Source organism: Paenibacillus elgii NBRC 100335 (assembly GCF_004000865.1).
Taxonomy (GTDB): Bacteria; Bacillota; Bacilli; order Paenibacillales; family NBRC-103111; genus Paenibacillus_G; species Paenibacillus_G elgii.
Genome location: NZ_BIMB01000005.1, coordinates 257,059 through 270,770, shown reverse-complemented (window position 1 = coordinate 270,770; position 13,712 = coordinate 257,059). Strand labels below are relative to the sequence as shown.

The window sequence follows — 13,712 nt, the reverse complement described above, 5'->3', positions numbered from 1 at the left end:
AAACGGTGCCGATCGGCCGTCCGATCGCAAATTCGACGGCTTACGTGGTCGACCGTGGGATGAAGCTGCAGCCGGTTGGAGCGTGGGGCGAGCTGATCGTCGGCGGAGACGGGGTGGCGCGAGGCTATTGGAACCGTCCGGAGCTGACGGCGGAGAAATTTGTCGCGAGCCCGGTGCGCGAGGGAGAGCGTTGCTACCGGACGGGAGACTTGGCGCGCTGGCGGCCGGACGGGACGCTGGAGTACAAAGGGCGGATCGACGAGCAGGTGAAAATCCGGGGCTACCGGATCGAGCTGGGCGAGGTGGAAGCGCAGTTGCTGCGCGTGGAGGGCGTGCGGGAAGCGGTCGTGATCGCGCGGGAAGACGAGCAGGGGCAAAAGCAGCTGTGCGCCTACTTCACGGCGGAGAATGAATTGATGGCAAGTGAGGTTCGAAGAGCGCTGTCGCAGGAGCTGCCGGGCTACATGGTGCCGTCGTATTTCGTTCAGGTGGAGCGGATTCCGCTGACGCCGAACGGCAAAGTGGATCGCCGGGCGTTGCCTGCGCCGGAAGGAAGCGTTCAAACGGGAACGGAATACGTGGCCCCGCGGAATACGATTGAGCAAACGCTGGCGTCGGTATGGCAGGCGGTTTTAGGAGTCAAGACCGTTGGAGTGATGGACAACTTCTTCGATCTCGGGGGCGATTCGATTAAATCGATTCAAATTTCCTCCCGGCTGTTTCAAGCGGGCTACAAGCTGGAAATGAAAGACTTGTTCCAATTCCCGACCATAGCCGGGCTCAGCGGAGTCGTTCAGCCGGTAAGCCGTATCGCCGATCAAGGGGAAGTTGCGGGCGGCGTGAAGCTGACGCCGATTCAGCATTGGTTTTTCGGGCAGGAGCCGTCCGAGCCGCATCATTTTAACCAGTCGGTGATGTTTTACCGGAAGGACGGCTTCGACGAAGCGGCTCTCCGTCAGGCAATGCGCCACATCGTCGGGCATCACGACGCGCTGCGCACCGTTTACCGCAGGACAGAAAACGGCGGTTACGAGGCTTGGAACCGTGGGGTTCACGAGGGCGAGCCGTTTACGCTGGACATCGCGGATTTCACGGGCGAAGCGGACTGCGCTGCGGCGGTTGAAGCGCAGGCGAACGACATTCAAAGCGGCATCGACCTGAGCGACGGACCGCTCATGAAGCTGGGACTGTTCCGCTGTGCGGACGGAGACCATCTGCTGATCGTGATTCACCATCTGGTCGTAGACGGGGTGTCCTGGCGTATCTTGTTCGAGGATCTGGCGAGCGCCTACGAGCAAGCGGTCCAAGGCGAGACGATCCGCCTTCCGCACAAGACGGATTCGTTCCGGCTGTGGGCGGAGCAGCTGTCCCTTTACGCCGATGGTCCGGCCATGGAGCGCGAACGCACCTATTGGCAGCAAATCGCGCAGGCCGGGTACGAGCCGCTACCCAAGGACGAGACGCCGGATCGGTACGACAGGCCGCTCCTTGCGGAAAGCGAAGCCGTTACGGCGGTATGGACCGAGCAGGAAACGGAGCAGCTTCTCAAGCAAGCGCACCGCGCTTATAACACCGAAGTGAACGATCTGCTGCTCACGGCCGTGGGCATGGCCGTTCACCGGTGGACCGGGATGGAGCGGGTGCTTGTCAATCTGGAGGGCCACGGGCGGGAAGCTATTTTTCCGGACATCGATATTACGCGCACCGTAGGCTGGTTTACGACCCAGTTTCCGGTCGTGCTGGAGATGGGCGCCGGCCAAGACGTGTCGCAGCGGATCAAGCGGGTCAAGGAAGGGCTGCGTCAAATCCCGCAGAAGGGGATCGGCTACGGAATCCTCCGCTATTTGTTGGCCCCTCGGGAGGGCGAAGCGTTCGCGGTGCGGCCGGAGATCAGCTTTAACTATTTGGGGCAGTTCGACCAGGATATGGAAGGCAATGCGCTTCACGCCTCCCCTTATTCCAGCGGTGCGCCAATCGGCCCGAGCATGGTCAGAGCCTATACGCTCGATATTAACGGCATGATCTCGGGCGGCGTGCTTGAGCTGACGATCAGCTATAGCGGCCAAACGTACCGGAAGGAAACGATGGAGCGGCTGGCCGGGCTGCTGGAAGCGAGCTTGCGGGAAGTCGTTGCGCATTGCGCTTCTAAGGAGCGGCCGGAGCTGACGCCGAGCGACATTTCGTATAAAGGGTTAACCATCGAAGAGCTGGATCAGCTTGCGGAACAGGCGGGAGCCGCCGGTGAGATCGAGAACGTGTACGCGCTCACCCCGATGCAGAAAGGGATGCTGTTCTACAGCCAGTTCGACCGGCAATCGTCGGCTTATTTCGAGCAAGTGACCTATGATCTGCAGGGAGGCTTCGATGTCGAGGCTTTTGCCCAAAGCTTGCACCTGCTGGTACACCGGCACGGGGCGCTGCGGACCAATTTTTATACCGACCGGGGAACGGAGCCGCTGCAGGTCGTCTACCGTCACAGGGACTGCGGTTTCCATTACGAGGATCTGCGAGGGATGGAAGAGGCGGAGCGCAGCGCTTATGTGCAGGCTTTCGAAGTCGCGGATAAGGCGAAAGGCTTCGACCTGAGCCGGGACGTGCTGATCCGCGTATCGATCCTGCGCATAGGTGAGCGGGCGTACCGTTTTATCTGGAGTTTTCACCATATCGTCATGGACGGCTGGTGCCTGTCTCTGGTGAACAAGGAAGTGTTCGAAGGCTACAACGCCCTCCGGGAGCAAAGACAGCCCGAGCTTGCCCCCGCGGTACCGTACAGCCGCTTTATCGAATGGCTGGAAGCTCAGGACGGTGAGGCGGCCGCCGCCTATTGGCGCGATTACTTGTCCGGCTGCGAGCAGCGGACGGCGCTGCCGAGAACGAAGCCGCGCGAGGCGGAGGGATACGGTCCGGGCGAATGGAGCTGCGGGCTGGGCAAGTTGCTCACCGAGCGGATGAACCGGACGGCGAAAAAGCATCAGGTGACCGTGAATACGTTGATGCAGACTGCGTGGGGCGTCGTTTTGCAAAAGTACAACAACAGCGGAGACGCCGTGTTCGGCAGCGTCGTATCGGGCAGGCCGTCGGATATTCAAGGGGTGGAAGGGATCGTCGGCTTGTTTATCAATACGATCCCGGTGCGCATCCGCTGCGAGGCGGAAGAGACATTCGCGGAAGCGATGAGAAGGACCCAGGAGCAAGCGCTGGCCTCCAACGCCTACGATACGTATCCGCTGTTCGAGATTCAGGCGCTGACTGAGCAAAAGCACGATTTGATCAGTCACATCATGGTGTTCGAAAACTATCCGGTCGAGGAGCAGGTGGAGCAGCTCGGAAGCCCTGATGAGGCCGCTTTTGAGATTGCCAACGTGTCGGTATTTGAGCAGACGAATTACGACTTCAATCTGGTGGTGCTGCCGGGCGAAGAGATCCGGGTAAGCTTCGGCTACAATACGCTGGCGTACGATGCGGACGATATCCGGCGGATTCAGGGGCATTTTGTCCATATTCTGGAACAGGTTGCGGATAACCCGCACCTTCGCGTGAGTGAACTGGAGCTGGCGACGCCGGAGGAAAAAGAGCGCCTCGTCCGAACGTTCAACGAGACGGCGGCGGATTATCCGCGGGAGCGGACCGTACATGGCCTGTTCGAAGAGCAGGCGGCGCACACGCCGGACCGGACGGCAGTCGTCTGGGAAGACGAGCGGCTGACCTACGGCGAGCTGAATGAGCTGGCGAACCGGCTGGCGCATACGCTGCGGGCCGAAGGTATCCGGCCGGACAAGCTTGTCGCGATTATGGCGGAGCGATCGCTTGAGATGATCGTCGGCGTGCTGGCGATTCTCAAAGCCGGAGGCGCTTATGTGCCGATCGATCCCGAATATCCGGAGGAACGGATTCGCTACATGCTGGAAGACTCGGGCGCGCAGCTCTTGCTGCTGCAGGATCGTCTGCGGGAGCGGGTATCTTTTGGCGGCAAAATCATCGCGCTGGACGACCGGCAGGCCTATGGAGACGACGGTTCGAATCCGGAGCACGTCAGCGGTCCGGACAACCTGATCTACGTGCTCTATACGTCGGGAACGACGGGGCAGCCCAAAGGGGTCATGGTCGCGCACCGCAGCGTCATCAATACAATCCATTGGTTCCATGCCCGGTATTTCGGACAAGTGCGGCCGCGGATGATTCTGACGGCGGAGTATACGTTCGATCCCAGCGTGGAGCAAATGTTCGGCATGCTGCTGCACGGCGGGGAGCTGCACGTTATCCGCAAGGAGACACTTTTGAGCAAGCGGCGTCTTTTGGATTATATAGCTGCCAGTGAAATCCAAATTCTGGATCTTCCACAAGCACTCATGCGGGAATTTCTGGCTGAGGAAGACGAGGAGATCCATCCTTCCCTGCGCGTCTTGATTTGCGGAGGAGAGCGGCTGGAGGACTCCTTAAAGGAAAAGCTGGTCCGCAAAGGCTACGCGCTTCACAACCATTACGGCCCGACCGAGACGACGATCGATGTGCTTGCCGCCCAATGCGAAGCCGGGACTCCGGTCACGTTAGGGAAGCCGATCCACAATACCGCAGCCTATATTTTGAATCGTCATCGGCAACTGCAGCCTATGGGCGTGCCGGGTGAGCTGTATATTTCCGGCGACGGGCTCGCCAAAGGGTACCTGAACCGTCCGGAGCTGACGGCGGAGAAATTCGTCCCCAATCCGTTCGCGCCGGGCGAGCGGATGTACGGCACGGGCGATTGGGCCAGATGGCTGCCGGACGGAACGATCGAGTTCGCGGGCCGCATCGACGATCAGGTCAAAATCCGCGGGTACCGGATCGAGCTCGGCGAGGTGGAGGCGCAGCTGATGAAGGTGCCTTCTGTCCGGGAAGCCGTCGTTGTCGCGATTACGGATGAAGGCGGACAGCAGCTGTGCGCGTATGTCACCGGAGACGGGGAGCTTACCGTCAGCGGACTTCGGGATGCCTTGGCTGCGGCGCTGCCGGGGTACATGGTTCCGGCGTATTTTGTGCCTGTGGAGCGGATGCCGCTGACTACCAGCGGAAAGATCGACCGCAAGGCGCTGCCGGCTCCGGACGGAAGCATGCGGACGGGAACGGAGTACATCGCGCCCCGCACGGGGACGGAGGAACGGTTGGCGCAGCTCTGGCAGGAGGTGCTGGGCGTTCCGCGCGCCGGGGTGAAGGACAACTTCTTCGCCATGGGAGGGCATTCGCTCAAGGTGCTGGAGCTGGTGCGCAAAGTTCACCGGGAAACGGGTGTCGAGCTGCCGATTCGCGCCGTGTTCGAATCGCCGACGGTCGAAGGGCTCGCGCGCGAGCTGCTGAAATCCGAGCTGGAGCGGAACGCCGGTTACCCTGTTGTCAAGTTGAACGAGCACGGCCCGATCAACCTGTTCTGCTTCCCTCCGATGATCGGCTACGGCCTTGCCTTCGCCGAGATGGCCAGACTGTTGGAAGATCGCTGCGTCGTTTACGGCCTCGATTTCATCCAGAACTGCGGGCATGAGGAGGAGCTGCTGGAGCGTTACGTGGAGCATATTGTCAGCATTCAAGACAGTCAGCCATACGTCCTGCTCGGCTACTCGTCAGGAGGCAATCTGGCGCATGAAGTGGCCAAAGCGCTGGAAAGCAAAGGCTACGCGGTGTCCGACATCATCATGATCGATTCGGTCAAGAGCAGCGAAACCATCGACTTGACCCGAGAGGAAACGGTCCGGGAAATCGATCTTCTGCTGGAGCAAATTTCCGAACCGTACAAGCAAATTTTGACGGAGACGTACAGGCAAAAAATATACGACTACGCCATGTACAAGAACGAGCTTCTGAATACGGGAACAGTCCGGGCCGACATCCACGGCTTCGTGGCCGCAGGCACCGGCGCGGAGGATGCGGCGCCAGGCAACCGCCTGTTATGGAAGGAGTCGACGGAAGGAAGCTATGCGGAATATCCGTTGATCGGCAATCACGACGAGGTGCTGGAATCCGGTTTCGTCGAAGAAAACATCAAAGGTATCCAAGCAATCCTGCGGCTGATCGCCGAAAAAACGTCCGGCACCCGGGTGGAGTCCCATTTGGTATAGCGGGAGCGGGACGGCTATCAAACAAAATCAATCCTGATCGAGCGTGGGTGTTTTTAAGTCCCGTGAATCGATCGGGATTCTTTTTTTTGATTGTTGAAAAGAGGCTGGGACTTTTTGCTTTTGCAAACGTTGCGTCTCCGGCGTGCGAACCTGTGTTATAATAATGAAGGAATAACGGTTCATGGGAGAGATGAAGCTTGGAGCAGTTGAAGGATACCAACGATATAAATGATTTGGACGATAAGCAGGGAACGCTTCCGCGGGTTCTGCTCGTTGACGGGATGGCCCTGCTGTTCCGCGCTTTTTACGCCACTTCCTACAGCGGATATATTATGAGGACGAGCGCCGGTATGCCGACGAACGCCGTATTCGGATTCGTGAAATATTTTTGGGATGCGGTTCAGCGGTTTGAGCCGACGCATATCGTATGCTGCTGGGACATGGGGAGCAAAACGTTTCGCAGCGAGCAATTCACGGAATACAAGGCGAACCGGGTCGACTGTCCGGAAGAGCTTATTCCCCAGTTCGACCTTGTCAAAGAGGTGACGTCCAGCTTCGGCGTCGTGAACGTCGGCATCTCCGGGTACGAGGCTGACGATTGCATCGGCACGCTGGCGAAGCACTATAGTCAGGACGCGGAAGTATACATACTGACGGGAGATCACGATATGCTGCAGCTCGTGGCGGAACGGGTACGCGTCGTGATCATGAAGAAGGGCCAAGGCAATTACGCCGTCTACAGTCCGGAATCGCTGCTTGAGGAAATGCAGCTGACACCGAAGCAATTTATTGATCTCAAAGGGCTCATGGGCGACACGGCGGATAATTACCCGGGCGTCAAAGGCATCGGGGAAAAGACGGCGCTCAAGCTGCTGGTGGAGTACGAATCCATCGAAGGGATTTTGGAAAATCTGGCGCTGCTGCCAAAGGGTGTCCGCTCCAAAATCGAGACGCAGCTCGACATGCTGCATCTCTCGCGAAGCCTAGCTACGATCTGCTGTGAAGCTCCCGTTGCCTGCGCGCTGGAAAGCTGCTTCTGGGAAATGGATCGGCAAACGGTTCTGAGCAAGTTTGAGGAGCTGGAATTCAGGGGATTAATGAAATTGATCGGATAATGAAAAGAGGCGGCTGAACTTATGGAACAACAATATGCCAAACAATCGCGATGCTACAAAACTTCCCGGGTATTCCCGACCGATGTCAACAACCATAATACGCTGTTTGGCGGCAAGCTGATGGCTTATATTGACGATATCGCTTCGATTTCGGCTTCCAAGCATTGCCGGGAAAACGTCGTTACCGCATCCACCGACTCCGTCGACTTTTTGTCGCCCGTGCGGCCTACGGACTCGGTCTGTCTCGAATCGTTCGTGACCTGGACCGGCAAAAGCTCGATGGAAGTATTTGTAAAAGTCATCACCGAGGACCTGATTACCGGCGAGCGGAAAATCGCGGCAACGGCCTTCTTGACCTTCGTCGCGCTGAATGACGACCAGCGGCCCGTTCCGGTGCCGCAAGTCATCCCGGAGACGGAGGAAGAGAAGCGGCTGCACGAAACGGCGAAGCACCGGGCGGAAATGCGCAGAATCCGCCGTGAGCAGAGCAAGGCATTCGCGGATTATTTGATTACGGATTTTCCTTGGGAATAACCGAAGACTGAAAATGAAACAGACCTCCTAAGCTGCTGATGCCGATGCGGCCCGGAGGTCTGTTCTGTTTTAGCGTGGGAGCGCAGCCTAGGATTCGGCGGTCAGACCACCCGCGGCCGGGATTTGCCTCGCCGCACCGACGTCTTTGGGAAGAAGGAGGGCTGCGACGCCCAGCAGCGGGAGGAAGGCGCAGAGCTGAATGACGAAGGAGATGCTCGTCTTATCGATCAGCGCACCCAGAACGACGGACCCGAGCCCGCCGAGCCCGAAAGCCAATCCGAAAAACAGCCCGGCGACGGTCCCGACCTTCCCCGGGAGCAGCTCCTGGGCGTACACGATAATTACCGTAAACCCGGACATCAGGATGGCGCCGATCATAAAGCAAAGCACGGCGGCCCAGAACGGCGTGGCATAGGGCAGCAGCAGCGAGAACGGCGCGGTGCCGAGAATGGAAAACCAGATGATCCGCTTCCGTCCGAAACGGTCGGCAAGCGGGCCGCCGAACAGCGTCCCGAGCATGCCGGCCGCTTGCAGCACGAACAAGCAAAGCTGGGCCTTTTCCAAGGACAACCCGTACCGGTCCATATAATAAAAGGCATAATATCCGGTCATGCCGGCAATATATACAAATTTGGAGAACAACAAGACAATCAGCAAACCGATGGCGAAGGAAACATATCCTTTTTTCAAGGGCTTCGTATCGGCCGGTAATGCGCTCCGTTTCTTAGCGGACTGAGCGGCAAGATGACGCCGGTACCAGCCCGAGACGATGCCTTGAAGCGCGATTCCCAGTACGGCGGCGAACGAGAACAAGAGCAGCCCTCGTTGTCCTTGAGGCACCACGAGCCAGGCGACGATTAAGGGAGCCAGCGCCTGACCGGTGTTGCCCCCGACCTGAAAGATGGATTGGGCAAGTCCTCTTCCTTTGGCGGAGGCAAGGTGGGCGACCCGCGAAGATTCGGGATGCAGCACGGACGAGCCGACGCCCAGCAGCAAGGCGGAAGCAATCAGCATCCACCAATTGGCCGAATAGGCGAAGCCGATCATGCCGAGCAGCGAGAACACCATCCCTGCCGGAAGCAGCAAAGGCGTCGGACGCTTGTCGGTGTAATAGCCGACCAGCGGCTGCAATACGGAGGCCGTGACGTTCAGGGCGAAGGCGATCCAGCCGATTTGCGCGAAGCTGAGCTGCATCGATTGCTGGAAGATCGGAAATACCGCGGGAATGGCGGACTGCATCGCGTCGTTCAGCAGATGCGCCAGGCTGACCCCGGTCAGCGCAAGCATGCCGGCCGAGGCGGTTTTGCTTAACGTGTCTTTAGCGTTCATAGGCACCTATCCTTTTTTTCTTTCTAATCTTAAGGGAGGAGGCGGACGAAGTCGCCGCAAAAATTGCTTAACGTCCGAGCAATTTTTGCTATAATGGCGGGAAGGAGGGAGACCGGACATGCAATTTAAATTAACGACGCCGAACATGGAGCTATGGCGCATCGAGAATACGTTTGAGAATATCCCCCATGCTCATGCCGATTTTTATCAAATTACTATTCCGGTCACCGGTACGTGCCGCTTGACGCAGGAGCGGAGAGTGTATTCGATCAGCGGAGGCCATGCGTTGATCCAGCATCCGGGGGAGGAGCATCATTTTTCGCTCGGTCCGGATGGAGGCGTATATATTGTGCAGGTCCGGAAACAGCTGCTTGCTGAAGGATGGCGGGAAGAGGAGCCGGAGCTGGATTCGCGGCCGCTTTTTAACCTCGAAGATATAAAAAAACGAATGAAGGCCTGGACTTCCGAGCTGCTGCTTCGAGACGGTCCCGACCCGCTCGCGGTAGAGGAAACCGAAGGCCGGGTGCTGGCTTATATACGGCACATGGTGGAAAAAAACGGTTCACGCGTCTCCGGCGGGCTGAACGTACGGCATGCCGATCGGGCATTCGTATCGGGAATGACGGATATTCTGGAATTTATTCATGCGCATTATACGGAACGGCTGACGATGGAGAGGCTTGCTTCGCTCGTTTATCAGAGCAAGTTTCACTTTATCCGCTCTTTTACGCAGACGGTGGGCGTGACGCCCTATCAATATATTTTGCGCCTGCGGATCGAACAGGCGAAGGAGCAGCTCGCGAGGACGCGAGCCAGCGTCACGGAGATCAGCTACAGTCTTGGATTTTCAAGTCCAAGTCAACTTTACCGCGCGTTTGCCAAAGCAACCGGTGTCACTCCGGAGCAGTACCGTAAAGGAGCTGCCCCACGCTAAGACGTCCGCATCTGAAAAAAAGCCTGTTTCACCTTGGGAAACTCCCTTCGAATTCGTACGACCCTGCAATATAATCGAAAGACTAGGATAGGGAAGAGGGGACGACGCATGAGCAACATCAACGTATGGGAAAACGCCGAGCCCGGCGTGAAACGGAAAATATTCGAGCCGGGAGCCGGCATCATGATGATGGAAGTACATTTCGAACAAGGGGCCGAAGGGTACGCGCACAGCCACCCGCACGAACAGCTGTCGTACTGCTTGAAGGGCCAGCTGGAATTTACGGTGGACGGGGAAAAGCAAGTGATCGCGGCGGGAGAGACGATCTATATCCCGAGCGGGGCGAAGCACGGCTGCCGGGCGCTGGAGGAGAGCGCGCTGCTCGACTCGTTCACGCCGGTGCGCGAGGATCTGGTCCGAAGGTAGCGGATGAAATCGTAAGCTCCGAGCGCATCGCCTGCACTTCCTTTAAAATAAAAGACGGGCTTACCGTGAAGTAATCCCGTCTCCCGCTATCCGCTCAAATGTCCGTGAAGCTGATCGGCCCGACAACCTCGCTCAGAAACGCCCGCAGCTCGTTGGCTTCCTCTTCGCTGAGCTTGTACGCGTGCTCCAAGTATCCTTCTTCCTCCAGATCGTCCGGTCCGATGACCGCCGTCCGTCCCGTCTGCATATCGGTGACTAATTTTTTTCCATAAAAACGATTCGTGCTCGTAATCGCCAGATCGAACCGCCGCAGCGTTTCGCCGACTACGCATACGAAGCGGGTTCTCGTTTCCTCCGTACCGTCGTATAAGAAATCAAACTCCGTCATGACGCATCCTCCGATACTTAAATTCCTGAAGCTACCCGAATTATAACAGATTTGCCGACCAAGCCGCAAAAACGGTCCGTCGGCCGGGGAAACCGGCTTTTTTTCCAGTCCGGTTTACGTTTTCAATTCCGGGGAAACGTGATACAATCGAGTGAAGCGTTAAATCGTAGAATTCTATTTTCATAGGGATGGAAACGGAGGCTTTAAGCGAATGTCCAAGGGAAAAATGAGAAGCGACATGATCAAAAAGGGCTTTGACCGCGCTCCGCACCGCAGCTTGCTGCGCGCCGCCGGCGTCAAAGAGGAGGACTTCGACAAGCCGTTTATCGCGGTTTGCAACTCGTATATCGACATCGTTCCGGGTCACGTGCACCTGCAGGAATTCGGCAAGATCGTGAAAGAAGCGATTCGCGAAGCAGGCGGCGTGCCGTTTGAATTTAACACAATCGGCGTAGACGACGGCATTGCCATGGGGCATATCGGCATGCGCTATTCCTTGCCGAGCCGCGAGATCATTGCCGATTCTCTCGAAACGGTCGTATCCGCACACTGGTTCGACGGCATGGTCTGCATCCCGAACTGCGACAAAATTACGCCGGGCATGATGATGGGCGCGCTGCGCGTCAACATTCCGACGGTCTTCGTCAGCGGCGGTCCGATGAAAGCGGGTAAAACGAGCGACGGCCGTTCGATCTCGCTGTCCTCCGTGTTCGAAGGCGTGGGCGCTTACCAAGCTGGCAAAATCGACGACAAAGGTCTGCTTGAGCTTGAGCAATACGGCTGTCCGACCTGCGGCTCCTGCTCCGGCATGTTTACGGCCAACTCGATGAACTGTCTGGCGGAAGCTCTCGGCTTGGCGCTCCCGGGCAATGGCACCATTTTGGCGATTTCCGAGGACCGCAAAGAATTCGTGAAGCGTTCTGCGAAACAGCTCATGGAGCTGATTCAAAAGGATATCAAGCCGCGAGACATCGTAACGATGGAAGCGATCGACAACGCGTTCGCGCTGGATATGGCGATGGGCGGCTCGACCAATACCGTGCTGCATACGCTGGCTTTGGCGCACGAAGCGGGCTTCGAATACCCGATCGAGCGAATCAACGAAGTGGCGAAGCGCATCCCGCACTTGGCGAAAATCGCTCCGGCCTCCGATTATCATATCGAGGACGTGCACAACGCCGGCGGCGTTAGCGCCGTTCTGAACGAATTGTTCAAAAAGCCCGGCGCGCTGTACGGCGACTGCATCACCGTGACCGGCAAAACGCTGCGCGAAAACGTAGCCGGCTGCGACATTTTGAACACGGACGTCATCCATACGCTGGACAATCCGCACTCGGAGCAAGGCGGCTTGGCGGTGCTGTTCGGCAACCTGGCGCCGAACGGCTCGATCATCAAGGTCGGTGCGGTCGACAAGTCCGTAGGCGGCTATCACAAAGGGCCGGCCATCTGCTTCGATTCGCAGGAAGCGGCGCTGGAAGGCATTGCCAATGGTAAAGTCAAAGAAGGTCATGTCGTCGTTATCCGTTACGAAGGTCCGAAAGGCGGTCCCGGGATGCCGGAAATGCTCGCCCCGACCTCACAGATCGTCGGGATGGGACTCGGTGCCAAGGTCGGCCTCATTACGGACGGCCGTTTCTCCGGCGCATCGCGCGGCATCAGCATCGGCCACATCTCGCCGGAAGCGGCGGAAGGCGGTCCGATCGCCTTCGTCGAGGACGGCGATATCATCGAGCTCGATCTCGTGAACCGCAAAATCGAGCTGCTGGTCAACGACGAGGAATTCGAACGCCGCCGCGCGAACTGGAAAGGCTTCGAGCCGAAGGTAAAAACGGGCTATCTGGCCCGCTATTCCAAGCTCGTTACCTCGGCCAGCACCGGCGGAGTCATGAAAATCTAAGAAGCAAAAATAGCGGCTCACCGGGAGCGATTCCGGCGGGCCGCTTTATGTTTGTAACGCCATGTTTAAAGGCCATCCCGTATGGAATGGCCAAATTTTTTATGATCGAACAGGATTCTTGAAAATTTCAATAAGGCTGGTAAAACTATCGCCAGCGTGACCGTTTTTCATGCCTCGCTTGAAGATCTCCAAAACGGCGGCTGGCAAGGTAGTGTCGATGCCGGCATCTTCCGTCGTATGAACGACGTGCTCGACGCTTGCCAATCCCATGGCAAGTCGGTCCACGTCGCCAGGGTGCTTGCCCTCGTCGAGACGCGGCGTGTAGAACTCGACGAACTGCGGCAGCGACGATAAAGCCGCCGAAGCATAGGGCATGAACTGCTCCGCCGTAATGCCGTTCGCGTTAGCGACAGCAAGTGCGTGCAGGTAGCTAAGCATGGACGTCCAGAATATATCCATCTGAATCTGGTAGTACAGCATGGCTAGCCCGGGATCCTCGCCCCGATAGTCGGTACCGGTCAGTACTTCCAGTGTCTTCTTATGAGCCTCGAAGACTTCTCTTGGACCGCTATAGTAGGTGTAGGACTCCGACTTACCGATACCCGAAGGCGGAGTCTGCACGCCGCCGGTGACATGCCGGGCTCCACGGTCGGCCAGCCACTTGGCCGCCTCGCGTACTTTCTCCGGAGTATCTGAACTCAGGTTGACGAGCACCTTACCGGACAAGTTTGCCGAAGCCGGTTCGAGAATGGCGTACATCACATCGTAGTCAGTAAGACTGAGGATCGCGAGCTCATTAGCGGCTAACGCCTCGTCGACTGTGGACGCTCGGATGGCTCCTTTCGCTACAAGCTCGTCTGCCTTGCTTGCGGTCCGGTTCCACACGGTCACCGTATAGCCGGATTCAAGAAAAACACCCGCCATCGCCTGGCCCATTGGCCCCAATCCCATGACGGTCACCGATTTGCGGTTCACGGCTGTACTATTACTGCTGTTCATA

Annotated in this window: 8 protein-coding genes and 1 pseudogene; 6 read left to right on the top strand and 3 right to left on the bottom strand. The window is 57.8% G+C overall.

The features are described from left to right. Positions 1–5: 5 nt before the first annotated feature. The 3 genes and pseudogenes from PEL01S_RS06250 to PEL01S_RS06240 all read left to right on the top strand — a co-directional run. A pseudogene (locus PEL01S_RS06250) lies at positions 6–6,089 on the top strand (amino acid adenylation domain-containing protein); the annotation flags it as partial. A gap of 206 nt (positions 6,090–6,295) precedes the next feature. After that, a complete protein-coding gene (locus PEL01S_RS06245) occupies positions 6,296–7,204 on the top strand; it encodes a 5'-3' exonuclease (protein ID WP_255320078.1) in 909 nt (302 codons plus the stop codon). A 21-nt stretch (positions 7,205–7,225) separates the two neighbouring features. Further along, entirely contained in the window at positions 7,226–7,738 is a 513-nt protein-coding gene (locus PEL01S_RS06240; protein WP_063181193.1) for an acyl-CoA thioesterase, read from the top strand. Positions 7,739–7,825: 87 nt separating this feature from the next. Here PEL01S_RS06240 and PEL01S_RS06235 read toward each other — a convergent pair whose 3' ends face one another. Further along, positions 7,826–9,067 carry an MFS transporter gene (locus PEL01S_RS06235; RefSeq protein ID WP_108530502.1) on the bottom strand — a complete coding sequence of 414 codons (1,242 nt, stop codon included), beginning with the start codon at positions 9,065–9,067 and terminating at the stop codon, positions 7,826–7,828. 118 nt (positions 9,068–9,185) lie between these two features. On the opposite strand from PEL01S_RS06235, the gene PEL01S_RS06230 reads away from it, so the two are divergent. Continuing rightward, positions 9,186–10,001, top strand: a complete 816-nt coding sequence (locus PEL01S_RS06230; RefSeq protein WP_127459727.1) for an AraC family transcriptional regulator — start codon at positions 9,186–9,188, stop codon at positions 9,999–10,001. Between the two features lie 108 nt (positions 10,002–10,109). After that, a complete protein-coding gene (locus PEL01S_RS06225) occupies positions 10,110–10,427 on the top strand; it encodes a cupin domain-containing protein (RefSeq protein WP_127459726.1) in 318 nt (105 codons plus the stop codon). 94 nt (positions 10,428–10,521) lie between these two features. Here PEL01S_RS06225 and PEL01S_RS06220 read toward each other — a convergent pair whose 3' ends face one another. Then, positions 10,522–10,815, bottom strand: a complete 294-nt coding sequence (locus PEL01S_RS06220) for a DUF3055 domain-containing protein (RefSeq protein WP_010497946.1) — start codon at positions 10,813–10,815, stop codon at positions 10,522–10,524. Between the two features lie 211 nt (positions 10,816–11,026). Here PEL01S_RS06220 and ilvD point away from each other — a divergent pair, with 211 nt between their 5' ends. Continuing rightward, positions 11,027–12,712 (top strand): dihydroxy-acid dehydratase, encoded by a 1,686-nt coding sequence (gene ilvD / locus PEL01S_RS06215; protein ID WP_063181201.1) that lies wholly within the window; start codon positions 11,027–11,029, stop codon positions 12,710–12,712. Between the two features lie 99 nt (positions 12,713–12,811). Here ilvD and PEL01S_RS06210 read toward each other — a convergent pair whose 3' ends face one another. Next, positions 12,812–13,711 carry an NAD(P)-dependent oxidoreductase gene (locus PEL01S_RS06210; protein WP_127459725.1) on the bottom strand — a complete coding sequence of 300 codons (900 nt, stop codon included), beginning with the start codon at positions 13,709–13,711 and terminating at the stop codon, positions 12,812–12,814. Between the last annotated feature and the right edge of the window lies 1 nt (position 13,712).